The sequence below is a fragment of the Epilithonimonas zeae genome, from assembly GCF_900141765.1.
Taxonomy (GTDB): domain Bacteria; phylum Bacteroidota; class Bacteroidia; order Flavobacteriales; family Weeksellaceae; genus Epilithonimonas; species Epilithonimonas zeae.
The window spans coordinates 229,332-253,189 of sequence record NZ_FSRK01000002.1 but is presented as its reverse complement, the minus strand read 5'-3'; the positions used below and the strand labels follow the sequence as shown (position 1 = coordinate 253,189).

Below are 23,858 nucleotides of genomic sequence, written 5' to 3'. Positions count from 1 at the left end.
AATTATTTTGCTTTCCATTTTGTACCATCAGTATAAACCACCTCATAAGCTCTCGCGGTTAGAATCTTATCCCCATTTCTACTTAAAACATTCCATTCAGAAGTTCTCTTTTTTCCTGCTTTTAAAACGTCATCATCAAATCCTCCGCCATTTCCGTCTGTAATACCCATATCTGCTGGTTCTCCAAATGAATCTTCTCCATACCATTCAAATTTAATGGCTTTTATATCTTTGTTAGAAATATTTTTATAGGTTAATTCTACATCTTTATAATTTGAATATTCCTTTTCTATAAAACGAGAATTCATTACCTTCACAGGAGCATCCGATTGTTCTTTATTTTCAAGAGCAGATTCTTTCTTAACAGATTTGGTAATACTGTCAACAATCAATTGTGCTTTCATTTCAATTTCAGGAGAATATTTTTTTTCTTCTTTTTTACAACTTATTAATAAAATTGTAATTAAAATAATGCTAAGGCTCTTCATAGTTATTTATTGATTGATTTCTAGCAAATATAAAAATTACTTTAAAATTAATTTTACGGAAATCAGTAATTGGCTATTAAAAATCCCGACATTTGAGTTCGGGATTTTTTATTTTAAGCCATGAATCAAACAATTACTTTCTCTACAGAAATCTAACAGCACCAGGACATAAATGCTACCTTTATGCAGAGAAGAAAGATTATATGCGAAACGGGCAACTAAAACCGGCTTACAACCTGCAGATTTCCACCAACAAACACTATTCCATCCATCCCAATACAACCGATACCAAAACGTTGGAATCTCATTTACAGGGCTTTAAAGAAAGCTATCATAAAGTTCCGAAAGAGCTGGTAGCGGATTCAGGATATGCTCGGAAGAAAACTATAACTTACTGAAATCTAATAAAATAAAAGCTTATGTAAAAAGCAATTACTTCAGGAAAGATCAAAAATCATTACAAATAACCGCTTCACAAAACAATTCAAAACTGGCAAAAATCAGGGAAAAGGTTTTCAAACTTCTTTGTACTAAAAATGTATCAGGCTACGGAAACAGCGATGTCACGATGTTGAACCTGTTTTTGCCCCACTCAAACACAACAAAAATTTTAAACGATTTATGCTTCGGGGAAAAATAAGATCGAGGTAGAAATCGGCATACTTGCGATAGCCCACAACCTCAAGAAAATGTCAAAAGCAGCCTGAAAAAATTTTTATCTTCCAATTTTCAAAGTTTTTTTAAACACAAAAATGAAAAATCTTTTTTGCAACATAATACAAAAAAGACTGCCCTTTTGAGACAGCCTCAGCTTTATTCTATCTCCTTTTCTTCATACTGAACATCCCCAAAATAAACTTTGCACCCTCTCTTGCCAAAGTATTCAGAAAAGTTTTTCCGGCTCGGCTTTCGATGACTTGTTCAAACATTCCCGCTTCTTCTTTTGGTTGTGCAGGTCTTCCTCTTGTTGGCGTTGGGATTACGGTTTGCGTATGTTCTTCGATTCTTTTGTTGAGTATTTCGTAGGCACTTTCTTTATCGATGTCTTGTTCGTATTTTTTGACAAGGTCGGAATTTCTGGTCAGTTCATCGATTTCTGAAGCGGTTAAGATATCCATTCGGCTTTCAGGCGAAATCAAGTAAGTTTGGACTAAAGGCGTTGGAATTCCTTTTTCGTCCAATGCGGTTACAAAAGCTTCTCCGATTCCCAGATTTTGGATGAGTTCATTGGCTTTGTAAAACTCTGTCGTTGGGTAGTTTTCTACAGCTTTATCAATTTCTTTTCTGTCTTTTGCAGTGAAACCTCTCAACGCGTGTTGAATTTTCAATCCTAACTGACTCAAAATATTTTCCGGAACATCACCAGGAATTTGAGTAATAAAATAAATTCCGATTCCTTTGGAGCGAATCAATTTAACCATCGTTTCGATTTGGGAAAGCAAGGTTTTTGAAGCTTCATTAAATAATAAATGCGCCTCATCTATAAACAAAACCAATTTCGGTTTCCCACTGTCGCCTTCTTCAGGAAAGGTCATATAAATCTCGGCAAACAATGATAAAATGAACGTGGAAAAAAGATTTGGCTTATTCTGAATATCATCAACTCGGAAAATATTCACAACGCCTTTTCCATCTCTGGTTTTTAGCAGATCATCCACTTCAAAACTAGGTTCTCCAAAGAAAGTTGTTGCACCTTGTTGTTCCATTGCCACAATCGAGCGTAAAATGGCGCCCAAAGATGCGGGAGCAATCGAACCGTAATTGTCAGCCAATTCTTTTTTACCAATCGGATTATCGGTCACATATTGCAAAACTTTTTTCAAATCCTGCAAATCTACCAAAGGCAAGGCTTTATCGTCACAATATTTGAAAACAATGGACATAATGCTTTGTTGAGTGTCATTCAATCCAAGAATCTTACTCAATAGAATTGGTCCGAATTCCAAGACTGTCGCACGAAGTTTCACACCTTTTGCGCCGGAAATTGTCATCAATTCTACAGGAAAACTCTGCGGAGAATAGGGTAATTGCGTTTTAGAATATCGATCTTTGATGTTATCATTTTCTGTTCCGGCTTCGGCAATTCCAGATAAGTCACCTTTGATGTCCATGACTAAAGTTGGAATGCCAGCGTGAGATAATTGTTCTACAAAAACCTGAAGTGTTTTGGTTTTTCCTGTCCCAGTCGCTCCGGCAATTAAGCCGTGTCTGTTAACGGTTTTTAGAGGGATAGAAACATTAACTTCTGTAATAACTTCTCCATCCAGCATTCCTTTTCCGAGAATAATGTGTTCACCTTTTGGATTGTACTTGGCGTTGAGGTCGGTTATGAATTTTTCTTTATTTGACATCGATTGGTTTTTTCAATCCTTAAATTTAAAAATAATTTTCAGAAACAATTTAAAACTTGAGTGAATTATAAAGTTATCACAGGATTTTATTTTGATATCAATTATCTTTGTCATCTAATGTTTTTTGTATGCGCGCTTACAACACAAAAAATTTCCTCAAAATACTCATTAGTCTTCATAAAAGTGACACACTGAGTATCCTTTTTCCAACAATGCTTCTCGTGGGAGTTTATTCTTACGGCATCTATTATTTGGAAGTAGAATATCTGCATTTGACGTCTAAATCCTCGGTGATTAATATCGGAATGATTCATTCTTTGCTGGGATTTGTCTTGTCTTTGCTTTTGGTTTTTAGGACTAATACAGCCTATGACCGTTGGTGGGAAGGACGAAAACTTTGGGGAAAATTGGTCAATGACAGCCGAAATTTTATGATTAAGATGAGTAGCATCTTGGATGATAAAGATATTAAAACCAAAACTCAGATCGCGCGTTATCTTAAACTTTTTCCTCATTTGCTGGCAACACATCTTTCCAAAGAATCAACAAGATTGGTTTTGGATGAGGATTTTACCGATCTTAAAAAAGAACTGAAACATCACGGACCTGCAGAATTGGTTTTTCTGATGACCAAAAAATTGTTTCAATTAAAAAAAGAAGGTAAGATTTCCGAAACAGAAATGTTAGTTTTAGATACACAATTATCTGGTTTTTTGGATGTTTGTGGTGGTTGCGAAAGAATTAAAAATACACCAATTCCGTACTCATATTCATCATTCATCAAGAAGTTTATCGTTTTCTATGTCTTAGCTTTGCCAATCGCTAATGTTGTGAATCTTGGAGTTTTTATGATTCCGATCACCATGTTTGTTTACTATGTTCTGATGAGTTTGGAATTGATTGCGGAAGAAATAGAAGATCCTTTCAACAATGATGAGAATGATATCCCAATGGAATCTATCGCACAAAATATTGAGAGAAATATCGATTTAATTTTAAATAAAGCCTGATTTTGACGAAAAAACTGAAACTAGAAGAGCTAGGAAGAATAGATGTAGAAACGTTTAAGAAAACAACGAAGATTTCTTTGGTTGTGATCTTGGATAATGTAAGAAGTATGCACAATGTTGGTGCGATTTTCAGAACTGGCGATGCTTTTTTGATAGAAAAAGTTGTGCTTTGTGGCATCACGCCTCAGCCGCCTCATCGTGAAATTCATAAAGCGGCTCTTGGTGCAACCGAAAGTGTGGATTGGATTTATGAGCAGGATATTAATGTGGCTATTGACCATCTTAAAAAGGAAAACTTCGAAATTATTGGGATTGAGCAAACCTCGTCAAGTCAATTGATAACAGATTTTGAAATTAATCCAGACAAAAAATACGCTTTGATTCTTGGTAATGAAGTCGATGGAATCAGTGATGAAGCTTTACCAAATATTGATACTTTCCTAGAAATCCCACAACTTGGAACCAAACATTCTCTGAACGTAAGTGTCTGTGGCGGAATCGTAATCTGGGAATTTGCAAAGAATCTTAATCTTACAAAATAAAAAACTGCAAACACAATGAAGTGCTGCAGTTTGAAATAAATCTAATAAAAAGTAAAAATGAAAGGCGACAAAGATATATTTTTATTTTTATATAAAGCAATAGTTGTTGTAAAAAAACATAAAAATTTTTAAAATCTTTTGTGGCTAAGTAATTTTTGTAAATTAGCATAATGTTTATCAAAGATTACATTTCCAAAGACTATCCGGCTTTCGGCGTCAGAGACTCTATAGAAGAAGCTTCTGAGGTTGCTAAGGAATTTGGATATTCCCACGTTTTCATTGTGAGCAAGGGCATTTTTCTTGGTGGATTGAGTCAACCGTTTTTGGAAGACAGTCCGGAAGGCAATCTGGATTCGCTTAATATCCATTACGAGCGTTTTGCGATTATGGAGGACAGCAGTTTGCTGGACAGCATCAAGCTTTTCCACACCTTCAACGCGAATGTAGTTCCTGTTATTTCCAAAGAGGAAAAATATCTGGGTTATATCTCTTGCGACGATATTTTCAATGAGTTTTCCAAATATCCTTTGTTTTCCGAAAACGGGGCGATTTTGACAATTCAAACCACAGGATTGCATTATTCTATGACGGAGATTTCTCAGATTGTAGAAAGTAACAATGGAAAAATCTACGGCACATTCATCAATGCTATAAAGGATGACAGTGTAGAAATTACGCTCAAAATCAGCAATGAAAATCTAAGTTCTATAGACGAAACTTTTGAACGTTATGGCTATGTGGTGGTGCATAAACATTATGATGACGAGAAGGAAGAACTGTTGAAAGACCGTTTTGGGTTTTTCCAGAAATTTTTAGAAATATAATTGATGAAGGCAGCTATCTATTCTCAAAAAAAGGATCTTGATACGTTTTTGTATCTCAACCGGTTCATTTCCGAATTGGCGTTGCGAGAAGTAGCAGTTGTTCTTCACGCAGAGATGGCGGAGAATCTGAATTTTTCCAAAGAATTTGATACATTTTCCGGGAAAGAAGAGCTTAAGAATAAGAATGTCAATATTGTTTTCAGTTTTGGAGGCGATGGAACGATTCTGAATGCCCTAACATTTATTCAAGACCTTGAGATTCCGATTATTGGGGTTAATACAGGACGATTAGGATTTTTGGCAAATTTCAGGAAAGACCAGATTTTTGATGAATTGGATTCGATTATTCTTGATAAAAATTATAATATCAGCGAACGTTCCGTGATTAAAATTACGACGGACGATAATTCTCAGATTGATTTTCCTTTTGCTCTGAATGATGTCAGCCTTTCCAGAAAAGAAACTACATCAATGATTACTGTGGAATCTTACATCAATGATGAATTCCTGAACGTTTTCTGGGGTGATGGATTGATTGTGTCGACGCCAACAGGCTCTACCGCCTATTCATTAAGTTGTGGAGGGCCGATTATTTCTCCATCCAATGATAACTTCGCAATTTCACCAATTGCTCCTCATAATCTGAATGTTCGTCCGCTCATCGTAAAAGACGATTCGAAGATAAAATTGACGGTCAAAAGCCGTGTTCCGCAATATACTTTAGCTTTGGATTCCAGACTTTATCATATGGATGTTGGTAGCGAAGTTGTAATTGAAAAAGCCGAATTTTCCTTGTTTCTCATTAAACCAAAAAATTTCAGTTTCTACGAAACGATTCGTCAAAAACTGCTTTGGGGAAATGATAAGCGGAATTAAAAACAAAAATTATTATCTATAACATAGGATTTGTAAAAATGAAATTTGAATTGTTAATAATTTCGTAAGTTTACAGTCCAAAAAATCTTAAAAAAATATAATAAAAATGAGCAGAAAATTTCCGGCAGGAGTTGCCACTGGTTCTTTAGTAACAGAGATATTTGATTATGCCAAAGAGAAGCAATTTGCACTTCCGGCAGCTAATGTGATTGGTTCTAGTAATATCAACGCAACGTTAGAAACTGCTGCAAAACTTAATGCTCCAGTAATTATCCAGTTCTCAAACGGAGGTTCTATCTTCAATGCTGGAAAAGGATTGAGTAATGACGGCCAAAAAGCTGCAGTTCTAGGAGCTGTTGCTGGTGCAAAACATATCCACACTTTAGCAGAAGCTTACGGAGCAACTGTTATCCTTCACACAGACCACTGCGCTAAAAAATTGTTACCTTGGGTAGACGGACTTTTGGATGCCAGTGAAGAATTTTACAAGCAAAACGGAAAGTCTCTTTACTCTTCTCATATGCTGGATTTCTCAGAAGAGCCAATTGAAGAAAACCTAGAGGTTTCTGCAAAATATTTTGAGAGAATGAACAAAATGGGGATGACTCTTGAGATCGAATTAGGAGTAACTGGAGGTGAAGAAGACGGTGTTGACAACTCTGATGTTGACAGTTCAAAGCTTTACACTCAGCCAGAAGAAGTAGCTCACGCTTACGAAGTTCTGAAAGCTGTTTCTGATAACTTCACCATTGCGGCAGCTTTCGGAAACGTACACGGTGTTTACAAACCAGGAAACGTAAAATTGACTCCGAAAATTCTTGACAATTCTCAGAAATATGTTCAGCAAAAATTCGGAACGGGAGACAAGCCTGTGAATTTCGTATTCCATGGTGGATCAGGTTCTACGTTGATGGAAATCCGTGAAGCAATCAGTTACGGTGTTGTGAAAATGAATATCGATACAGATTTGCAGTTCGGCTACACAGAAGGCATCAGAGATTATATGACAGAACAGATTGAATATCTGAGACATCAAATCGGAAACCCAACTGGCGCAGATGCTCCAAACAAAAAATTCTATGACCCAAGAGTTTGGGTAAGAAAAGGAGAAGAAACGTATATCAAGAGATTGACGCAGGCTTTCGAAGACCTGAACAATATCAATACACTTTAATTTATAAATGATAATTGATGAGAGATAAGCGATTTTCGTAATGTCTTTACATCAATTATCATTTTTCATTTATCAATTATAGATTATGGCATTTGATTGGTTTAAAAGAAAAACCCAAAACATTACAACTTCTACAGAGGACAAAAAAGATGTTCCAAAAGGACTTTGGCACAAAACGCCTACTGGGAAAATTATAGAAGCTGAAGAACTTAAAGCTAATAATTTTGTGTCTCCGGAAGATGGATTCCACGTAAGAATCGGAAGTAGAGAATATTTCGATATGCTTTTTGATGACCATAAATTCAAGGAATTGGATGCGGATGTGGAAAGTGTTGATATTCTTAAATTTAAGGATACAAAATCTTACACAGACCGTCTGAAAGAAGTGAAATCAAAAACAAAACTGACGGACTCTATCAGAAATGCAACCGGAAAAGTAAACGGTGTAGAAATGGTGGTTTCTTGTATGGATTTTGCTTTTATTGGAGGTTCTTTGGGCTCAGTAATGGGAGAAAAAATCAGAAGAGCCATCGATTATTGTATCAAACATAAGTTGCCTTATATGATTATCTGCCAGTCCGGTGGCGCGAGAATGCAGGAAGCGGCTTATTCACTAATGCAATTGGCGAAAGTTCAGGCTAAGTTGGTTCAACTTTCTGATGCTGGTTTGCCTTACATTGCTTACTTGACAGATCCAACCTTTGGTGGAATCACGGCTTCTTTTGCAATGACTGCTGATGTGATTATTGCAGAACCAAGCGCTTTGATTGGATTTGCAGGACCTAGAGTTATCCGTGAAACAATTGGTAAAGATTTGCCGGAAGGTTTCCAGACATCGGAATTCTTGCAGGAAAAAGGATTTGTTGATTTCATCGTGAAAAGAACAGAAATCAAAGAGTCAATTTCAAGAATCGTAAAATTATTGGTACACGAGTATCATTAATTAAATTTAAATACAAAATTCACTCTCTCAAATTTGGGAGAGTTTTTTATTGATGAGATTTATAGGTATATTTTTCAGAACATTAAAGTCATTGACCTTTGGAAAACTATTGAAAGTTTTTTCTATTGGATTGATGCATCCTTTGTTCGCTATTTTATACACTTATGCGAGCTTTAAAGCATTTGCGAAAGCGAAAGAGTTATATCCTGAAACCAACTCCAATAACGGTGAAGGAAATGCCTTCCGACATTCTTATTGGTGTTGTCTGATTATGATGTATTTCTGCAAAGTGTCTTCACCAAGAAAATCATTAGAATGGTGTGAAAAGCTCACGAATATGCACGAAGAATTGTTTCCGAATGAACCATTAGAAACCGAAATGGATCTGCATAATAACAGAGTCGGAATGGATTATTTTATGAGCCTGATTCCTGGCGTTCATCGTCAGTTTTTCGAAAGTAGTTTTTTTATTAAGGAATTGCAGGAAAGAACAAAGAATGGCGTTTTAATAAAATCTATAGACGAGGAAGTTGATAAAGATGTTTTGATATATCTGGAATAAAAAAGACGCTCAATTGAGCGTCTTTTTCCTTAAAAATTTGAAGTGATATTACTTCTTGATGAATTTCTTTGTCGTCGTTTTTCCGTTTTCGAAAGTGATTTTGATGAAATAATTTCCTTTCGTTAAGCTGGAAACATCTACTGTATTCTCTTTAGTTTCCAGTACTTTTTGTCCTGATACAGAAAGAACTTCAACAGATTTTAAAGCATTTTCTGTATTCACCTTGATGAATTTATCAGCCGGATTTGGACCAAAACTGAAATCAACTTTATTGAAATTATTAATAGCTAAAGCATTATTCGACTTGTTCACACATCTTACAGAATAACCAAAACTTTTTGCATCACCCCCAAAGCCAGTAGTGCTTGCCGCAGAAGCACCTAAATAGGCATAACGATAAAAGTTGGGGTTTGCACTAGCCGACCTTGTCCAAAGGTAAGCACGCGTTCCTTCAAAAGCCCATCCGGCATCTTTACGAGCGCCAGCACCAGCGATTTTCAGGTTGCTATCAAAACCTCTCTGCATTCCTGTACTTGTAGCACCTGCCGGTCTTGGGAAGATATTTTCTTTTGTCATTACCAAATCCCAATCTGCCTCAGAAGGCATTTCCCAATTGTCTCCAATCGCTTTACAAGGATCCATTCCGTTGTGTTCTGTCACTTCAGAAAGACTTTTTGCTGTCCAATTATCATTTTGTTCAGGATTAGCAAACCAACCTGTATAGTTAGAGGACCATGGTGTTCCTCCGCCGATATAAAAAAGACTTGTTCCAGCTCCTAAACCAACAGGATTGTTTGGTGTTGGATAAGTTTCTGTAGTTTGAGATGTTTTTATTTGATGTCCATCATCCCAACGTCCATATTGGAAATAATCGCCACGCGCACCTTCGTCGCCGATGCTTGTTGCGACATTTGAACTTCCAAGGTTTTGTTGTAGCCATTCGTTTCCGTCGGCAGCTCTCACGGTTTTGTAAGAAACAGTTTGGTTTTGGTAAGTTAAACTTACACAGCCATTATCACCAATGTTTGCACCTGCAGTTTGTGGTGTACAGTTTTGAGCCTGCACATTAAAAAAGGCTGCAAACAGACCTAAACAAAGATATTTATTAAGCATATAATTAAATTTTTTGCAAACATATTTATTTAGAACTAATAAAAATAACAAAATGATTTATATCATAATCAGGCGTTGCGCGTAAAAATTCAAATTTTGCTTTGTGTGTATTGATTAAGTATAATTTGAGATTGTTTTAAGTAATTATAATTTTAAAACCATAATTATAATTTTTTGAATTATAAATAAAAAATTGACGATTCGTGAGAACCGCCAACTTAAAAAATTAGATATAGAATAGAAGTTTTACCACGCCTTCACAGCACCTCCTTTGAAGGTTTGTTTGGCGGCAGATTCTACTTCCGGAGATTGATAAGCTTGTACAAATTTTTTGACTTTTTCATCATTCTTATTGTCTTCTCTGGAAACGATAAGATTAGCATAAGGTGAATTTTTATCTTCTGTGAACAGACCTTCTTTTTCCGGGTCAAGTCCGGCCTGAGCTGCAAAATTGTTATTGATGATGGCCAGAGCTACTTCTTTATCTTCCAGGACTCTTGGGATTTGTGGTGCTTCTAATTCAAGAATTTTTAGATTTTTCGGATTCTCAATAATGTCTGTTACTTTTGGCAAAAGTCCAACGCCGTCTTTTAGTTTAATTAATCCTTGTTTTTGTAATAATAGTAATGAGCGTCCACCGTTTGTCGGGTCATTTGGAATGACGATAGTTTGCCCAGGTTGTAATTCGGAAACTGATTTTATCTTTTTAGAATAAGCAACAATTGGGTAAACAAATGTTTTTCCTACAACAGCCAATTTATAACCTCGCTGTTTAGATTGTTCTTCCAAATATGGTAAATGCTGAAAAGCGTTCACGTCCACATCGCCCTGACTTAAAGCTTCGTTGGGAACAACATAATCATTGAAGGTTACCAGTTCCACATCCAAACCATATTTTTCTTTCGCTACCTTTTTGGCAGCTTCGGCAAGATTTTGCTCTGGTCCGGTGGCAATTCCGACTTTAAGAACATTCGGATTCGATTCTTTTTTATTGCAGGCTGATAATGTGATAATTGCCAATGCTAAAGCAAATATTTTCGATTTCATTTTTTTATAAATTATAATTAAACTCTTGTGGATTTTCTGATTCGATTATTGTCAAATTTTAAATTTGCTAAATCTGAATAATCTGCGAGAATTATTAGTTTTAAGATTATCTATGATTGAATTTTTTAGAAAGTAAGTCTCCGGAAATTTGAATAATGAAAACCAGCACAATTAATAATATTAGAACCGAATTCATTACCGCAAAATCGTATCCGATGTATCCGTACTGATAACCAACTTGCCCTAAACCTCCAGCGCCAACTGCACCTCCCATTGCGGAATAACCAACAAGTGTAATCAAAGTAATACTGACATTATTGATTAACGAAGGCAAAGCTTCTGGTAAAAGGACTTTTCGGATGATTTGAAGCGGTTTTGCACCCATTGCTCTCGCTGCTTCTATCAAGCCTGAAGGTATTTCCAACAGACTGTTTTCTACCAATCTTGCAATGAATGGAGCAGAACCCACACTCAGTGGAACCAATGCTGCAGAAACGCCAATCGACGTTCCAACAATCGTTCGTGTGAAAGGTATCATCCAGACAATGAGAATGATAAAAGGGATCGAACGGAAAATATTGACTATTATTGATACGATTTGGTGTGATATCTTATTTTCCAATAACTGACCTTTTCTTGTGAGAAAAAGGAAAATTCCCGTCGGTAATCCTAAAACAAATCCGAAAAATCCTGAAACCAAGGTCATTACAACAGTTTCAATCGTCCCTTGAAATAACAAATTGATGATACTATCCGACATAACCTAAAATTTCTGTGTTTGCATATTCATTTTCCAAGTAAGCCAAAGCTTCATTGATATTTCCCTCTTTCAGTTCCAAAAGCAAAACCCCGAAACTCAAGTGACCAACATATTCCAGTTGAGCGCTGATAATCTTTGCTTTAACATTAAATTGTTCATACAGATTGATGATAACAGAACTTTGCTCATCATTCCCGCGCACGAGAATTTTCACCAATGGATTGTTGTTTTCACTATTGATATTACTGATAGAATTCTTATAAATTAAAGGTAATTCTACATTCAGAGAAGACTGGATGAAACCTTTCGTGATTTCTTTTTCCGGATGGATGAAAATCTGCTCAACTTTTCCTTGTTCTGCCAATTGCCCATTGTCAATCACCGCAACTTTATCACAAATACTTTTAATCACTTCCATTTCGTGAGTGATGAGCAGAATTGTAAGATTAAGTTTTTGATTAATGGATTTAAGAAGTTGCAGAATCGATTTTGTAGTTGCCGGGTCAAGCGCACTTGTCGCTTCGTCACACAAAAGAACTTTTGGGTCGTTCGCCAAAGCTCTTGCAATTGCAACTCTTTGTTTTTGTCCGCCGGAAAGATTGGCAGGATAATCTTTTGCTTTTTCTTTCAGCCCAACCAATTCCAAAAGTCCATTCACTTTTTCCTTGATTTCCGACTTAGATTTTCCTTCCAAGTCCAACGGAAAAGCCACATTATCAAAAACAGTTCGAGAAGATAACAAATTGAAATGCTGGAAAATCATCGCAATTTTTCTTCGTTCCAGAGTCAATTGGGAATCGGAAAGTTTTGTCAATTCAATTCCATCAACAATTACTTTTCCTTCATTTGGTTTTTCCAGAAGGTTCACGCAGCGAATCAGCGTACTTTTTCCTGCGCCGGAAGTTCCAATCACGCCAAATATTTCCCCTTTTTCTACAGTCAGAGAAGCATTGGACAAAGCTTGGATGGTTTTATTTTTAGTTGTAAAACGTTTGGAAACGTTCAGCAATTCAATCATTTTGATTCATTAATTAAAAAATAAAAACCTTTCAAATGAGTTATGAAAGGTTTTCAAAATAAACACACTATTTCTTCTTCATATAAATCTTATGCAACAAACAAATTTCAACATTGTATAGTGTTTTAAAAAAAAGCCTTTGCAAAACTATAAAATTCAATTCATACCAAACAAGTATAATTTAAATTAAATGACAAATGTCAGGTTTTCATATTTTAATTTGGGCAGCTTAATCCGCCTTCCGCTCCCAATCTTTTTTGCAGAAGATTTTCACATAAAATAAAAACCGAGAACCGGCAAAAAAGGATTTCCGCTCAAGTCGGGCTGCTGTAATTCAACGTTCCATTCAAACCTCTAATTTCTAAAATCTAACTTCACCAATTTATTCGCTTTTTTCATACATTTACTGAAATTAATTTCCAAAATGGTTTTAAGCAGGATTTGGTCCGCCTTCATTATCATTGCAATTGCGGTTGCATCGGTTAAATATTTTAGTTCAGAAAATTACAGTCAGATTTTCAACGATATGGTTGTGGGAAAAGGTGGTGACACGATTCAGATTGCCTACAAGCCGTTGGTCAAACTTTCTCGTGAGATTAGAAAACCGCTGATGGATAATCTGGAGTTTGAACAAAACCGTATTCATTACCAAGCTAATGAGTCACCTGATGTGAGAATCTACCGTATTCAGGAAACCGACGGCGTGATCGGAACCAGTGAAACAGCAGTTAATATCTGCCTAAAGTTGATTGGAATTATGGCGCTTTTTATGGGCTTTATGAGCATCGCTGAAAAAGCGGGTGGAATCAATTTCCTCAGCCGACTGATTCAGCCATTTTTCTCAAAATTATTTCCAGAGATTCCGAAAAACCATCCTTCATTCGGGCATATGATGCTGAATTTCAGTGCCAATCTTCTTGGTCTTGATAATGCGGCTACACCTTTCGGACTCAAAGCAATGGAAAGTCTCCAAACCCTGAATCCAGATAAAGATAAAGCCAGCAATGCGCAAATTATGTTTCTTTGTCTTCACGCCAGCGGATTGACATTGATTCCGGTTTCTATTATTGCGATTCGTTCATCAATGGGTTCGGAAACACCGACGGATATTTTTCTTCCGTGTATGATTGCTACGTTTTGTGCAACTTTGGCGGCAATGACGATTGTTTCTATCAGACAAAGAATCAATCTTTTTCAGCCAATTATTTTAGCTTACGTTGGCGGGATTTCTGCGATTATTGCTTTGCTTGTAATTTATCTTGTTCAGCTTAGCAAAGACGAATTAGATTCCTTCAGTAAAGTGATGAGTAACGGAATTATCCTGCTGATTTTCTTCGCAATAGTTCTCGGAGCGGTTTATAAAAAAATCAACATTTTCGATGCGTTTATTGATGGAGCGAAGGAAGGGTTTACGGTTTGTGTTAAGATTATTCCGTATTTAGTCGGGATGTTGATTGCAATTTCATTACTGAGAACAAGTGGTGTTTTTGATGTGATTATTGACGGAATGAAATGGATCGCAAGCGTATCTCATCTCGACACCAGATTTGTGGACGGATTACCGACCGCATTGATAAAACCTTTGTCAGGTTCTGGAGCTCGCGGAATGATGGTGGACACAATGAAAACTTTTGGGGCGGACAGTTTTGCAGGAAAATTATCGGCAATTCTTCAAGGGAGTTCTGATACAACGTTCTATGTCATTGCAGTTTATTTCGGTTCGGTTGGAATTAAAAATACAAGATATACAGTTGGTTCGATGCTTTTAGCGGATTTGGTTGGTGTGACAGTTTCGGTAATTTTGGCTTATTTATTTTTTGGATAATAATTTGTCAATCTAAATCCAAACAATTAAAACCTAAATCAATGATTCAAGATAAAGATTTTACACTTAGATTAATACGACAGCTCACTCAGGCCTTGGAAAAATTGCTTCTCGGAAAGCCGGAAGAAAGTCTGATGCAAAAAGAATTGGATTTCGATTCTTTGATGAAAGATATTTTTAAAATCGACTTCCAAGAATTGTCATCAAAATCAAAAGAGGAATTGGTCGAAATGGTAAAGCTTAGGGAAACCAAAGACCACGCAGATTATTATGAGATGCTGGGGAATGTTTTTATGTTTCATTATAGAACAGAAGGGAAATTAGATTTTGCTGATAAAGCCAAAACTTTTTACGAATTATATCTTCAAACCAGCGGAATTTTCGCAATGCCAATTATTAATAGAATCCACGAATTGAAAGTTGTCTTAAATTAAATTTCAAAATGTTAAATGTTGTTTTAGTAGAGCCAGAAATTCCTAATAACACAGGGAATATTGGTCGTTTATGTGTAGGAACAGAAAGTAGATTGCACTTGATTCATCCTTTTGGATTTGTCATAAATGATGCTAATTTGAAACGTTCCGGATTGGATTATTGGGTTCATCTGGATTTCACCGAATATCAAAATGTCGAAGAATGGATGAATGTGATTCCGGATAAATCCCGAGTTTTCCTAATGAGCTCGCACGCAACTAATTCGATTTATGAAAATGAATTCCGAGATGGAGATTGGCTCGTTTTTGGAAAAGAAAGTCGTGGATTGAGTAAGGAAGTTTTAAGTTTATTCGATAATCATTTGACCATTCCGATGTCTAAGTTGATTCGAAGCTTCAATATTGCTAATTCTGTGGCATTTGTTGTTGGAGAGGCGAAAAGACAAATCGCATTGAAGTGAGAAATCAAATATCAAAAATATTTTGTTCAAACTTTATTAATAATTTGACACCAGTGTTAAAATAATTTAATTTTGACCACTTTAGTAGGATTAAAATAAAAAAATTATTCTTTTATTTGTATTTTTGCGCGTTATCGAGAGAGCATTATGATTTTTAAGACAAAAAAAGACACGAAATATAGTTATGTAGAAGCGGGTGAAGGTCATCCAATGGTGCTTTTGCATGGTTTGATGGGCGGGTTGAGCAACTTCGATAAGATGATCAATTTTTATTCGGACAAAGGCTATCAGGTCTTTGTTCCACAATTGCCAATATATGATTTACCTATTCTGAATACCAATTTGGCTTCTATTTCAAAATTTGTAGCGAAATTTATTACAGATGTTATTGGAAAACCGGTAACGATAGTTGGTAATTCTATGGGCGGTCATATTGGTTTGATTCTCACGACTTCTCGTCCGGAACTGGTAAGAAATCTTGTTCTGACAGGTAGTTCTGGTCTTTACGAAAGAACATTCGGAGATAGTTTCCCAAGAAAAAGTGACAAAGAATATATCAAGAAAAAAACTCAAGACGTTTTCTACGACCCGATTGTTGCAACAGATGAGTTGGTAGATGAGGTTTTTGCGGTTGTAAATGACAGAATGAAAGGCATCAAAACCGTGATGTTGGCAAGAAGTGCCATCAAACACAATATGTTGAATGATCTTCCGAAAATCACTTGCCCAACTTGTATCATCTGGGGAAAACAAGATAATGTGACACCACCGGAAGTGGCAGAAGATATGCACAAATTCATCCCAAATTCCGAATTGCACTGGATAGATAAATGTGGTCACGCTGCAATGATGGAAAAGCCGGATGAGTTCAATGAGATTCTTTATACTTGGCTGCAAAAAGTAATGTAGGCCAATAATCAATAAAAACTTTTCAGACCATTAAGAATTTGAATTTTTTAATTTTAATAAATTTGATTCTTAATGGTTTTTAAATTATAAAAATATGGTAATCAAAACCGCAGAATTTGTAAAAAGCAGTCAGAAATGGCAGGATTGTCCAGAGCCAACAATGCCGGAATATGCTTTCATCGGGCGTTCCAATGTCGGAAAATCTTCTCTCATCAATGCGATGATGAATCACAAAGATCTTGCAAAAACATCTCAAACGCCTGGGAAAACTCAATTAATCAATAACTTTTTGGTTAATGAAACCTGGTCGCTTACCGATCTTCCTGGTTATGGTTATGCACGGGTTTCTAAAAGTTTGAGAAAAGATTTTGAGAAATTGATTACCAATTATATTCTTAACAGGAGAAATCTTGTTAACCTTTTTGTTCTTGTAGATATCCGTCATACACCGCAAAAAATAGATTTGGAATTTATGCAATGGCTTGGAGAGAGCAGCGTTCCGTTCTCAATTGTTTTTACCAAAGCTGATAAACTGAAGCCTGGCGCATCAGAGAGAAATGTTGAGGTCTATAAAAACGAATTGCTTAAAACCTGGGAAGATTTGCCAGACCTATATATCACTTCTGCAGAGAAAAAGGAAGGTGTTGATTTGATTTTAAAATACATCCAGAAAACCAATGACTTTTTGGTTAAAAATAAAGTGAGATTTGATGATTAATGTAGATTGGAAAATCAAAACATTTTCTGAGCTTGATACGACTGAACTTTACGAAATCATCAAAGCCAGAATCAATGTTTTTGTAGTGGAACAAGATTGTCCTTATCCTGATTTGGATGATTATGACCAAAAAGCGATTCATCTTTGGGCAGAAAAAGAAGGCGAAGTTTTGGCTTATTGTAGGATTTTTGACAAAGGAATCAAATATCCGGAAACGTCTATCGGAAGAGTGATTACAACAGAAAAAGGTAGAGGGACAGGTTTGGGAAAACAACTGATTTCTTACGCAGTAGATATTATCGAGAATAGATTCCGAACTTCTGAAGTTAGAATCTCCGCTCAGGATTATTTATTGAAGTTTTATTGTGGATTCGGTTTTCAGGAAACGGAGAAGAAATATCTGGAAGATAATATTCCTCATACTGAGATGTTTAGGAAATAAAAAAAAGAGTCTGAAGTCGCGCTTTAGACTCTTTCTGAAAAATGAAAGTATCTCGATTTGCGTTTTTACGGTTATTAATCTGTGGCAAAGTTAATTACATAAAATCACAATTCTTTACGGGAAAACCGTAAAATTCAAAAAATTTACTTTTTTTAAATTATTCCAATATTTTTGCTGGAAGCGATCAATTCCTCGGTGTTTTTCACAGCTAGTGCTAACTTCATGGCATTGATTCTTTTTTCGACACTGCTCAAACTGTTTGGATAGATATTCTGTTCCTGTAGTTTTTTAGGGATATTTTTTTGTAAAATTCCATCCGATAATAATTTTAGCAAAGTAATATCATAGTTGCTGAATTCTATAGTGTTAGCACTTTTTATTGGGAGTTTTAAATCGTGAGAAATGTAGGTATCTCCGTTGTAAACAGCTTCTATTGCTTTCTTTAATTCTTTGGAGTCAGATCTTGCTTTTTTGACATAAGCATTAATTCCAAACTCTTTGAATAACAGGTCGATAACACCAATTCTGTGTTCTCCGGAAAAAACAATCACTTTCAGCTCAGGACACAAATCTCGGCAACACTTTACCAGTTCTTTACCATCTTTGATTAATTGTTTCTTATGATCTTCCTCAAAAGAAAGATCGGTAATCAATACTTCATAAGGAAATTTCGAGGTTAATGATTTTTTCAATTTTTCAAAAGCGTCATCGCAATAATAAACGTGACCTACATTAGAAATTGCCAAATCTTCCAATACTTTTTGGACAGAAAAATTGCTACTTTCGTGATCTTCTGCAATTAATATTTTACTGAACATAAGAACAATGTTTTATTGATAATTTTAAACCCTCCGAATGACTCTTTTCTATCATCAGATTTGCATTTATTTCTTCCAAGCGGGACTTTATATTGGTGAATCCGTTTTTCTCAACGAAATTTTCCGGTAATCCAACGCCATTATCAGAATAAACAATTTCATAATTATCATTCTTTTGGTTGAATCTTAAAATAACCTGCGTCGCAGAACTGTGCTTTTTCATATTAACGAGTAATTCCCGAATAATCTGGTAAGTTTCTTCTTTAAATTTATAACTTAAATTTTTCCAAAAATCGAAGTCGTTTCCAATGATAATTATTTTCGTCTCCTCATTGTCAAAAGAGCTTACCAAACCTAGGATTTTATCCTGAAAATCTTGCTGACTGTTATTGTCATAGGACAGATCACGGGATTTTTCATACATCAATTCTAACTTGTCCAAAAGTTTTTCTTTAGGCAGATCTTTCTGATTTTCGATAGTTGTCATGACTTCATAAATCCCATTGGCTACAACATCGTGAACCCTTTTTGATAAATCCAATCGCTGTTCCTGCAGTTTGTTATTGGCTTCTAGTAATAATCTTTCGCGTCTTTTTTTAACCCAAAAGTAAGTGATAACTATAACGATAAGGAAAACAGAAATTAGAAGACTGATAATTATTTTCTGAATCTGAACTTGATATTCGTGAGAAGCGTGTTCTTTTTGGAGAATTAGATTTTCAGTTTTCGCCTTTTCACTATCAAAACGGATCAAAGCGAATTGGTTTTTGGCTTTGTTTTGTGCATTAACCAAGCTATCTTGTGTTTTAGAATATTGATCAAAATATTGCTGAGTTTCTGTCCCGTCTGATAGTTTTATTAAAGTTTGCAAAGCTTCTAATTCATCAGCAGGATATTGTAATTTTTTAGCCAGTGTCAGCATTTTTTTTGCATAAAACTTTGCTGAATCGGGCTCTTTATTGAGATAATAAGCTGCCAAATAAGCATATGCCGCATCTTTATCCCAATCATCATCCCAATTTTCACTTAGTTTTTCTGCCAACAAATAGTTCTTTAAAGGATTATAATTATTATTTTGAAACCATTTGGATCTGGAATAATTTAGTAAAAGTCGTGGATAAAACTCGCTTTTTGAACCAATGCTATCAATGAGTTTTTTGTAAATAGAGATGGCTTTGGTAAAATCTTTTTCATTATGATAAGCAATTGCTAAATTATTGAATAGCATCAATTTATCAACAGGATCTTTTGTAAAAAGTAAAGCTTTATTATAGAAACGCTTTGCGTCATCATAATTTTTTAAATTTCCAGATGCAACCCCCAAATTATTATAGTTGCAAAATAGAGAATAATAATGGGCAGTATCTTTTTCTTTAAGAAATTTGGAGGCAATCAAACTACTTTCAATACTTCCAAAATTATCACCTGTATTTTCCTGAAGGATGGCCATATTAACAAAGCTTTTGGCCATTCCAAAACTATCTTTTCTCTTTTGAAAAAGGTCTTTACCTTTGTTCAGATAATAGAAAGCGCTGTCTGTCTGATTTTTATCCATCAAAACAAAAGCCTTTTCGTAAAAAGGATTCAGTTCTTTTTTTGGGGAAGTGTCTTTGTGTTGTTCAGTTTTTTCTGTGCAGGAAAACAGAATCAACAACAAAAAACAAAAAATCGACTTTTGCAAACTTCATAATTTATTCGAAATTTAAGAAAAAACAGATTATGTTCCAATAATTTAGTATTAAATGACTGGAATGATTAATTTTGTTTAACATTCAATTTTATTAATGTCAATCAACACTTTAGAGCAATATCTTCCGGATAATACGTTTCCTTTTCTCAAAAAATGGTTCTCGAATTATTACATTCATATCAAGATTACAAAGAACCGAAACAGCAAGTTAGGAGATTACAGAAAATTACCGGATAAATCACATCAGATAACGGTTAATTCTACTTTAGATAAACAGTTATTCTTTTTTGTACTGACACATGAATTGGCTCACCTTATTGCATTTGAGAAATTTAATTTCAGAATCAGTGCGCATGGAAAGGAATGGAAAGATACTTTTCGAGAAATGCTTTTGGAAAGTATTGATATTTATACAGAAGATTTGAAGCCAATTATCAAAAAATTTTCCAAAAACCCAAAAGCCAACTTTATGGCAAGTCCAGAATTAGTACGTTATTTTCACATCGAAAATCCTGAAGAAAATTTTGTTTTTGTTGAGGATTTGTTAATTAATGATGAATTTCACTACAAAGGAGGCGATTATAGGTTATTAGAAAAAAAGAAAAAGTTATATCTTTGCGTTCACTTAAAAAACTCAAAAAAATATCTCTTCCGCGCTTTAGCGAAAGTAGAAAAATTAACATTAAATGAAGAACAATAATTATTGCGTTATAATGGCTGGAGGTATCGGAAGTCGATTTTGGCCGATGAGTACCCAGAAATTTCCAAAGCAATTTCACGATATATTAGGAACTGGAAGAACGATGATTCAGCAGACTTTTGACAGGATCAGTCAGTTAATTCCAGCAGAAAATATTTATGTAATTACCAATCAGGAATATACAGAATTAACACAACAACAATTGCCAGACATACCTGTAAATAATATCGTTGGAGAACCTGCGATGAAGAATACATCAGCATGTAATCTTTATATGGCAAAAAAAATACAAGATGTTAATGCTGACGCTAATATCATTGTAATGCCCGCTGATCATTTGATTTTAAAAGAAAAAACTTTTCTTGATAAAGTTGAGTTGGCTTTTGAGTTGGCTTCTAAAAATGATTATTTGATTACATTGGGAATCACACCAACAAGACCTGATACGGGTTATGGTTACATCCAATTCATTCAGGAAAATGATGAAGTTATTTCTAAAGTTAAAACTTTTACAGAAAAACCAAATTTGGAAATAGCTAAAAGTTTTATAGAATCTGGTGATTTCCTTTGGAATGCAGGAATTTTTGTATGGAGTGCAAAAAGCATTTTGTCTGCATTTACAAAATATTTACCTGAAATGTCTAACCAATTCAATGGTTGTGAATACAATACAGAAGCAGAAAAAGAATACATTGATGTCATTTATCCAATTGTTAGCAAAATTTCTATTGATAACGGAATTTTGGAAAAAGCTGATAATGTTTATGTAATTCCTGCAAATATAGGCTGGAGTGATCTTGGAACATGGACTTCAGTTTACACCAATGCAGACAAGAACGATGATAATAACGCAATCAGTTCTAAAAATGTATTGACCTACAACTCAAAAGGAAATGTTATTAGAATCAAAAATCAAAACAAAGCTGCAGTAATCGATGGATTGAAAAATTATATCATCGTAGATACGGAAAAGGCTTTGTTGATTTGTCCGAGAGATAATGATCAATTGATAAAAGATTATGTGTTGGATCTGAAAAACCTTAAGAAAGGAGAAAGATTTATGTAATCGATATTATTTCTTAAAAATATTTAACTCTTTGGTTTTCATCAAAGAGTTTTTTTTATTTTTGGTAAAACAAAGCACAAATGCTAGTCAAAATTTCCGGGGCTGCCATTCACGGCGTTTCCGCACAGATTATTACTATTGAAGTTAATGTAGATCAAGGCGTTGGTTATCACTTAGTCGGCTTGCCGGATAATGCTATTAAGGAAAGCAGTTACAGGATTTCTGCTGCTTTGAAGAATTCTGGCTTCAAAATTCCTGGGAAGAAGATTACAATTAATATGGCGCCGGCTGATCTCAGAAAAGAAGGTTCAGCTTATGATATGAGTATTGCTTTGGGGATTCTCGCCGCATCCGATTTGATCAAAGCAGAAAGCCTAGGCGAATATATTATTATGGGAGAATTATCTCTTGATGGCGGACTTCAGGCGATAAAAGGCGTTTTACCCATAGCAATCAAAGCCAGAGAAGATGGCTACAAAGGGATTATTCTTCCAAAACAAAATGCAAGAGAAGCAGCAATTGTCAACAATCTGGATGTTTATGGTGTTGAGAATATCAAACAAGTTATTGACTTTTTTAATGACGAAATTCCTTTAGAAAAGTTTGAGATTGATACAAGAAAAGAATTCCAGGATAAGATAGATCATTTTCCTTTTGACTTTGACGAGGTTAAAGGTCAAGAAGCAGCAAAACGTGCAATGGAAGTTGCTGCAGCTGGCGGTCATAATATCATTCTGATTGGTTCTCCAGGGAGTGGAAAAACGATGATAGCGAAGAGACTACCAAGTATTCTTCCACCTCTGAATTTGAAGGAGGCTTTGGAAACTACAAAAATCCATTCTGTAGCTGGAAAAATGGGAGCAGAAACATCGTTGATGACAATCAGGCCTTTTCGCTCTCCACATCATACAATTTCGGATGTCGCATTAGTCGGAGGCGGAAGTTATCCCCAGCCAGGCGAGATTTCCTTGGCTCATAATGGAGTTCTGTTTTTGGACGAAATGCCCGAATTCAAACGTGCAGTTCTCGAAGTAATGCGACAACCTTTGGAAGATAGAGTTGTTACCATTTCCCGAGCCAAATTTACGATTGAATATCCTGCAAGCTTTATGCTCGTAGCAAGTATGAACCCAAGTCCAAGCGGTTATTTTCCCGATGATCCTAATAATACTTCATCAGCATTGGAAATGCAGCGTTATATGAACAAACTGTCTGGACCACTTCTAGACAGGATTGATATTCATATCGAAGTTTCAAAGGTTGAATACGAACAATTAGCTGAAAAGAGAAAAGGAGAAAGCAGTCTGAAAATTCGCGAAAGAGTGATTGGTGCAAGGAATAAGCAAACCGAGAGATACAAGGATCTCGATATCAATTATAATGCGCAGATGGGACCAAAAGAAATAGAAAAACATTGTGAACTGGACGAGTATTCGCAATTACTACTTAAAACAGCAATGTTGAAACTTAATCTTTCTGCAAGAGCTTATGACAGGGTTTTGAAGGTTGCCAGAACAATTGCCGATTTGGAAAACTCAGAAAATATCCAAGGCGATCATATTTCTGAAGCGATACAGTACAGAAGTTTGGATCGCGATTTTTGGAATGCTTAAAACATTCCTCCTTCAATCGGATTTTCAAAAAAAGTATCGATTTCTAATTTTCCTGATTTGGCTGCGGCTACTGCTAATTGGTCACAAATTTCGTTCTCAGGATGTCCGGCGTGTCCTTTAATCCAATGAAATTTTGGCTGATGAAGCTGATAGAGTTTGTAGAAAGCTTTCCAAAGATCGGGGTTTTTCACATTTTTCCAACCTCGTTTAATCCATCCATAAATCCATTTTTGGTTAATGGCATCTGCCACATATTTGCTATCGGTATAGATGTGGACATCATTGTCAGACGTTCTCAAATTACCAAGAGCTACTATTACAGCCATCAATTCCATTCGGTTGTTGGTTGTTTTTCGGAAGCCTTTGGAGTAGGTTTTCTGATATTTCTTTTCCGGAACACGCATTAAGATTCCATAACCGCCAGGTCCGGGATTTCCACTGCAGGCACCGTCTGTAAAGATTTCGACTTTCAAA

At 35.5% G+C, this 23,858-nt stretch carries 27 protein-coding genes; 18 read left to right on the top strand and 9 right to left on the bottom strand.

The features are described from left to right. Positions 1–2: 2 nt before the first annotated feature. On the bottom strand, positions 3–488 hold the full coding sequence (locus BUR19_RS12950) for a hypothetical protein (protein WP_074235878.1): 486 nt from the start codon (positions 486–488) through the stop codon (positions 3–5). A 92-nt stretch (positions 489–580) separates the two neighbouring features. Between BUR19_RS12950 and BUR19_RS12945 the strand changes: the two genes are divergently transcribed. Together BUR19_RS12945 and BUR19_RS19285 are read left to right on the top strand one after the other, a co-directional pair. Then, positions 581–886, top strand: coding sequence for a hypothetical protein (locus BUR19_RS12945; RefSeq protein WP_074235877.1), 306 nt, complete (start codon positions 581–583; stop codon positions 884–886). A gap of 142 nt (positions 887–1,028) precedes the next feature. Next, the gene (locus BUR19_RS19285) at positions 1,029–1,139 is read left to right on the top strand and encodes a transposase (RefSeq protein ID WP_074236485.1); all 111 of its coding nucleotides are present in this window, start codon (positions 1,029–1,031) and stop codon (positions 1,137–1,139) included. Positions 1,140–1,306: 167 nt separating this feature from the next. On the opposite strand, the gene BUR19_RS12935 is transcribed toward BUR19_RS19285, so the two are convergent. Continuing rightward, positions 1,307–2,839: a helicase HerA-like domain-containing protein gene (locus tag BUR19_RS12935; protein WP_074235876.1), complete on the bottom strand. Its 1,533-nt coding sequence runs from the start codon at positions 2,837–2,839 to the stop codon at positions 1,307–1,309. Between the two features lie 128 nt (positions 2,840–2,967). Between BUR19_RS12935 and BUR19_RS12930 the strand changes: the two genes are divergently transcribed. From BUR19_RS12930 to BUR19_RS12900, 7 genes are all read left to right on the top strand, one after another. Further along, positions 2,968–3,849, top strand: a complete 882-nt coding sequence (locus BUR19_RS12930) for a bestrophin family protein (protein ID WP_074235875.1) — start codon at positions 2,968–2,970, stop codon at positions 3,847–3,849. Positions 3,850–3,851: 2 nt separating this feature from the next. Then, complete coding sequence (locus tag BUR19_RS12925) at positions 3,852–4,391, top strand: RNA methyltransferase (RefSeq protein WP_074235874.1); 540 nt, start codon at positions 3,852–3,854, stop codon at positions 4,389–4,391. A gap of 170 nt (positions 4,392–4,561) precedes the next feature. Next, positions 4,562–5,215, top strand: a complete 654-nt coding sequence (locus BUR19_RS18970; protein ID WP_074235873.1) for a CBS domain-containing protein — start codon at positions 4,562–4,564, stop codon at positions 5,213–5,215. A 3-nt stretch (positions 5,216–5,218) separates the two neighbouring features. Then, positions 5,219–6,091: an NAD kinase gene (locus BUR19_RS18965; RefSeq protein WP_074235872.1), complete on the top strand. Its 873-nt coding sequence runs from the start codon at positions 5,219–5,221 to the stop codon at positions 6,089–6,091. 106 nt (positions 6,092–6,197) lie between these two features. Next, on the top strand, positions 6,198–7,265 hold the full coding sequence (gene fbaA, locus BUR19_RS12910; protein WP_074235871.1) for a class II fructose-bisphosphate aldolase: 1,068 nt from the start codon (positions 6,198–6,200) through the stop codon (positions 7,263–7,265). Positions 7,266–7,350: 85 nt separating this feature from the next. Continuing rightward, complete coding sequence (gene accD, locus BUR19_RS12905; RefSeq protein ID WP_074235870.1) at positions 7,351–8,208, top strand: acetyl-CoA carboxylase, carboxyltransferase subunit beta; 858 nt, start codon at positions 7,351–7,353, stop codon at positions 8,206–8,208. Between the two features lie 52 nt (positions 8,209–8,260). Further along, the gene (locus BUR19_RS12900) at positions 8,261–8,770 is read left to right on the top strand and encodes a DUF6973 domain-containing protein (RefSeq protein ID WP_074235869.1); all 510 of its coding nucleotides are present in this window, start codon (positions 8,261–8,263) and stop codon (positions 8,768–8,770) included. A gap of 48 nt (positions 8,771–8,818) precedes the next feature. On the opposite strand, the gene BUR19_RS12895 is transcribed toward BUR19_RS12900, so the two are convergent. The 4 genes from BUR19_RS12895 to BUR19_RS12880 form a co-directional block, all read right to left on the bottom strand. Continuing rightward, positions 8,819–9,883, bottom strand: coding sequence for a T9SS type A sorting domain-containing protein (locus BUR19_RS12895; protein WP_074235868.1), 1,065 nt, complete (start codon positions 9,881–9,883; stop codon positions 8,819–8,821). A 246-nt stretch (positions 9,884–10,129) separates the two neighbouring features. Further along, on the bottom strand, positions 10,130–10,930 hold the full coding sequence (metQ, locus tag BUR19_RS12890) for a methionine ABC transporter substrate-binding lipoprotein MetQ (RefSeq protein WP_074235867.1): 801 nt from the start codon (positions 10,928–10,930) through the stop codon (positions 10,130–10,132). Between the two features lie 106 nt (positions 10,931–11,036). Continuing rightward, complete coding sequence (metI, locus tag BUR19_RS12885) at positions 11,037–11,690, bottom strand: methionine ABC transporter permease MetI (protein ID WP_074235866.1); 654 nt, start codon at positions 11,688–11,690, stop codon at positions 11,037–11,039. Then, positions 11,680–12,708, bottom strand: coding sequence for a methionine ABC transporter ATP-binding protein (locus BUR19_RS12880; protein WP_074235865.1), 1,029 nt, complete (start codon positions 12,706–12,708; stop codon positions 11,680–11,682). The genes metI and BUR19_RS12880 overlap by 11 nt, the downstream gene beginning before the upstream one ends. A 424-nt stretch (positions 12,709–13,132) precedes the next feature. Between BUR19_RS12880 and BUR19_RS12875 the strand changes: the two genes are divergently transcribed. From BUR19_RS12875 to BUR19_RS12850, 6 genes are all read left to right on the top strand, one after another. Then, complete coding sequence (locus BUR19_RS12875; protein ID WP_074235864.1) at positions 13,133–14,533, top strand: nucleoside recognition domain-containing protein; 1,401 nt, start codon at positions 13,133–13,135, stop codon at positions 14,531–14,533. Between the two features lie 41 nt (positions 14,534–14,574). Then, complete coding sequence (locus tag BUR19_RS12870; protein WP_074235863.1) at positions 14,575–14,967, top strand: hypothetical protein; 393 nt, start codon at positions 14,575–14,577, stop codon at positions 14,965–14,967. 8 nt (positions 14,968–14,975) lie between these two features. Next, positions 14,976–15,428: a tRNA (cytidine(34)-2'-O)-methyltransferase gene (locus BUR19_RS12865; protein WP_074235862.1), complete on the top strand. Its 453-nt coding sequence runs from the start codon at positions 14,976–14,978 to the stop codon at positions 15,426–15,428. 147 nt (positions 15,429–15,575) lie between these two features. Then, positions 15,576–16,337 (top strand): alpha/beta fold hydrolase, encoded by a 762-nt coding sequence (locus tag BUR19_RS12860; protein WP_074235861.1) that lies wholly within the window; start codon positions 15,576–15,578, stop codon positions 16,335–16,337. A 94-nt stretch (positions 16,338–16,431) separates the two neighbouring features. Further along, positions 16,432–17,055, top strand: a complete 624-nt coding sequence (gene yihA / locus BUR19_RS12855; protein WP_074235860.1) for a ribosome biogenesis GTP-binding protein YihA/YsxC — start codon at positions 16,432–16,434, stop codon at positions 17,053–17,055. Beyond that, positions 17,048–17,497 carry a GNAT family N-acetyltransferase gene (locus tag BUR19_RS12850; protein WP_074235859.1) on the top strand — a complete coding sequence of 150 codons (450 nt, stop codon included), beginning with the start codon at positions 17,048–17,050 and terminating at the stop codon, positions 17,495–17,497. Before yihA ends, BUR19_RS12850 begins: the two co-directional genes overlap by 8 nt. A 152-nt stretch (positions 17,498–17,649) precedes the next feature. Here BUR19_RS12850 and BUR19_RS12845 read toward each other — a convergent pair whose 3' ends face one another. After that, positions 17,650–18,315 (bottom strand): response regulator, encoded by a 666-nt coding sequence (locus BUR19_RS12845; protein ID WP_074235858.1) that lies wholly within the window; start codon positions 18,313–18,315, stop codon positions 17,650–17,652. Next, complete coding sequence (locus BUR19_RS12840; RefSeq protein ID WP_139297347.1) at positions 18,305–19,996, bottom strand: ATP-binding protein; 1,692 nt, start codon at positions 19,994–19,996, stop codon at positions 18,305–18,307. Before BUR19_RS12840 ends, BUR19_RS12845 begins: the two co-directional genes overlap by 11 nt. A gap of 103 nt (positions 19,997–20,099) precedes the next feature. Here BUR19_RS12840 and BUR19_RS12835 point away from each other — a divergent pair, with 103 nt between their 5' ends. From BUR19_RS12835 to BUR19_RS12825, 3 genes are all read left to right on the top strand, one after another. Next, on the top strand, positions 20,100–20,705 hold the full coding sequence (locus BUR19_RS12835) for a SprT-like domain-containing protein (protein WP_074235857.1): 606 nt from the start codon (positions 20,100–20,102) through the stop codon (positions 20,703–20,705). Beyond that, a complete protein-coding gene (locus BUR19_RS12830; protein ID WP_074235856.1) occupies positions 20,692–21,771 on the top strand; it encodes a mannose-1-phosphate guanylyltransferase in 1,080 nt (359 codons plus the stop codon). The genes BUR19_RS12835 and BUR19_RS12830 overlap by 14 nt, the downstream gene beginning before the upstream one ends. Before the next feature lie 80 nt (positions 21,772–21,851). Continuing rightward, positions 21,852–23,384 (top strand): YifB family Mg chelatase-like AAA ATPase, encoded by a 1,533-nt coding sequence (locus BUR19_RS12825; protein WP_074235855.1) that lies wholly within the window; start codon positions 21,852–21,854, stop codon positions 23,382–23,384. On the opposite strand, the gene rnhA is transcribed toward BUR19_RS12825, so the two are convergent. Then, entirely contained in the window at positions 23,381–23,857 is a 477-nt protein-coding gene (gene rnhA / locus BUR19_RS12820) for a ribonuclease HI (RefSeq protein ID WP_074236483.1), read from the bottom strand. The two genes, BUR19_RS12825 and rnhA, sit on opposite strands and share 4 nt — an antisense overlap. Position 23,858 lies beyond the last annotated feature (1 nt).

What these genes read in the sequence shown, in the direction of transcription:
- BUR19_RS12950 (WP_074235878.1), bottom strand. Translation starts at nt 488, where the DNA reads ATGAAGAGCCTTAGCATTATTTTAATTACAATTTTATTAATAAGTTGT.
- BUR19_RS12935 (WP_074235876.1), bottom strand. Translation starts at nt 2,839, where the DNA reads ATGTCAAATAAAGAAAAATTCATAACCGACCTCAACGCCAAGTACAAT.
- BUR19_RS12930 (WP_074235875.1), top strand. Translation starts at nt 2,968, where the DNA reads ATGCGCGCTTACAACACAAAAAATTTCCTCAAAATACTCATTAGTCTT.
- BUR19_RS18970 (WP_074235873.1), top strand. Translation starts at nt 4,562, where the DNA reads ATGTTTATCAAAGATTACATTTCCAAAGACTATCCGGCTTTCGGCGTC.
- BUR19_RS18965 (WP_074235872.1), top strand. Translation starts at nt 5,219, where the DNA reads ATGAAGGCAGCTATCTATTCTCAAAAAAAGGATCTTGATACGTTTTTG.
- fbaA (WP_074235871.1), top strand. Translation starts at nt 6,198, where the DNA reads ATGAGCAGAAAATTTCCGGCAGGAGTTGCCACTGGTTCTTTAGTAACA.
- accD (WP_074235870.1), top strand. Translation starts at nt 7,351, where the DNA reads ATGGCATTTGATTGGTTTAAAAGAAAAACCCAAAACATTACAACTTCT.
- BUR19_RS12900 (WP_074235869.1), top strand. Translation starts at nt 8,261, where the DNA reads ATGAGATTTATAGGTATATTTTTCAGAACATTAAAGTCATTGACCTTT.
- BUR19_RS12895 (WP_074235868.1), bottom strand. Translation starts at nt 9,883, where the DNA reads ATGCTTAATAAATATCTTTGTTTAGGTCTGTTTGCAGCCTTTTTTAAT.
- metQ (WP_074235867.1), bottom strand. Translation starts at nt 10,930, where the DNA reads ATGAAATCGAAAATATTTGCTTTAGCATTGGCAATTATCACATTATCA.
- metI (WP_074235866.1), bottom strand. Translation starts at nt 11,690, where the DNA reads ATGTCGGATAGTATCATCAATTTGTTATTTCAAGGGACGATTGAAACT.
- BUR19_RS12880 (WP_074235865.1), bottom strand. Translation starts at nt 12,708, where the DNA reads ATGATTGAATTGCTGAACGTTTCCAAACGTTTTACAACTAAAAATAAA.
- BUR19_RS12875 (WP_074235864.1), top strand. Translation starts at nt 13,133, where the DNA reads ATGGTTTTAAGCAGGATTTGGTCCGCCTTCATTATCATTGCAATTGCG.
- BUR19_RS12870 (WP_074235863.1), top strand. Translation starts at nt 14,575, where the DNA reads ATGATTCAAGATAAAGATTTTACACTTAGATTAATACGACAGCTCACT.
- BUR19_RS12865 (WP_074235862.1), top strand. Translation starts at nt 14,976, where the DNA reads ATGTTAAATGTTGTTTTAGTAGAGCCAGAAATTCCTAATAACACAGGG.
- BUR19_RS12860 (WP_074235861.1), top strand. Translation starts at nt 15,576, where the DNA reads ATGATTTTTAAGACAAAAAAAGACACGAAATATAGTTATGTAGAAGCG.
- yihA (WP_074235860.1), top strand. Translation starts at nt 16,432, where the DNA reads ATGGTAATCAAAACCGCAGAATTTGTAAAAAGCAGTCAGAAATGGCAG.
- BUR19_RS12850 (WP_074235859.1), top strand. Translation starts at nt 17,048, where the DNA reads ATGATTAATGTAGATTGGAAAATCAAAACATTTTCTGAGCTTGATACG.
- BUR19_RS12845 (WP_074235858.1), bottom strand. Translation starts at nt 18,315, where the DNA reads ATGTTCAGTAAAATATTAATTGCAGAAGATCACGAAAGTAGCAATTTT.
- BUR19_RS12835 (WP_074235857.1), top strand. Translation starts at nt 20,100, where the DNA reads ATGTCAATCAACACTTTAGAGCAATATCTTCCGGATAATACGTTTCCT.
- BUR19_RS12830 (WP_074235856.1), top strand. Translation starts at nt 20,692, where the DNA reads ATGAAGAACAATAATTATTGCGTTATAATGGCTGGAGGTATCGGAAGT.
- BUR19_RS12825 (WP_074235855.1), top strand. Translation starts at nt 21,852, where the DNA reads ATGCTAGTCAAAATTTCCGGGGCTGCCATTCACGGCGTTTCCGCACAG.